Origin of the sequence: Pseudomonas emilianonis, from assembly GCF_023072625.1 — a bacterium.
Lineage (GTDB): Bacteria > Pseudomonadota > Gammaproteobacteria > Pseudomonadales > Pseudomonadaceae > Aquipseudomonas > Aquipseudomonas paraveronii.
The window spans coordinates 1-1,094 of record NZ_JAKNRV010000699.1 but is presented as its reverse complement, the minus strand read 5'-3'; the positions used below and the strand labels follow the sequence as shown (position 1 = coordinate 1,094).

Sequence of the window (1,094 nt, the reverse complement as noted above, 5' to 3'; positions counted from 1 at the left end):
CGTGATCCAAGCCATCGCCGGGCTCGCTGCCGGCACCCTGGAAGGCGAGGTGCAGGACGACAGCCTGGCGACCTACGCGCACAAGCTGAACAAGGACGAAGCGCGCCTCGACTGGAGCCGCCCGGCCGTGGAACTGGAGCGCCTGGTGCGCGCGTTCAACCCATGGCCGATCTGCCACAGCACCCTCAATGGTGAGGCCTTGAAAGTACTCGCCGCCACCCTGGCCGACGGCAAGGGCGCCCCCGGTGAAATCATCGGCGCCAGCAAAGACGGCCTACTGGTTGCCTGCGGCGAACAGGCGCTGTGTCTGACCCGTCTGCAATTGCCCGGCGGCAAGGCGCTTAATTTCAGCGACTTGTTCAACAGTCGTCGTGAGAAATTTGCCGTTGGCACGCTGCTCGGGGTGGTCGCCCAATGAACCCGCGTCTGGCCGCCGCCAAGGCCCTGGCCGCCGTACTCAACGGCAAGGCTTCGCTGAACAGTTCACTGCCGATCCAGTTGGATAAGGTCGAAGACCGTGATCGCGGTTTCACCCAGGACCTGGCCTTCGGCACCGCGCGCTGGCAGCCGCGTCTGTCGGCGCTGGCGGCCAAGCTGCTGCAAAAGCCGTTCAAGGCGGCCGATGCCGATGTGGAAGCGCTGCTGCTGGTGGGTCTTTATCAATTGCTCTACACCCGCGTGCCGGCCCACGCCGCCATCGGTGAAACCGTCGGCTGCGCCGACAAGCTGAAAAAACCCTGGGCCAAAGCCCTGCTCAACGCCGTGCTGCGCCGTGCCCAACGTGAAAGCGAAGCGCTGCTGGCCGAACTGGAACATGACCCGGTGGTACGTACCGCGCACCCGCGCTGGCTGCAAAAAGCCCTGAAAGCCTTCTGGCCCGAGCAATGGGAAGCCATCTGTGCGGCGAACAATGCACACCCGCCGATGATCCTGCGGGTCAACCGTCGCCATCACCGCCGCGATGCTTATCTGCAATTGCTGACCGATGCAGGCATCGCGGCCACGCCGTGCGTGTACAGCCCCGACGGCATTGTGCTCGAAGCCGCCACCGATGTGCGCAGCCTGCCGGGCTTCGCCGAGGGCTGGATCAGCGT

The 1,094-nt window shown here is 65.0% G+C and carries 2 protein-coding genes; both read left to right on the top strand.

From position 1 onward, the window contains the following. On the top strand, positions 1 to 418 hold a 418-nt coding region (locus L9Z73_RS30990; RefSeq protein ID WP_430624332.1), incomplete at its 5' end, for a methionyl-tRNA formyltransferase. Then, on the top strand, positions 415 to 1,094 hold a 680-nt coding region (locus tag L9Z73_RS30985; protein ID WP_282598815.1), incomplete at its 3' end, for a transcription antitermination factor NusB. The genes L9Z73_RS30990 and L9Z73_RS30985, both read left to right, overlap by 4 nt.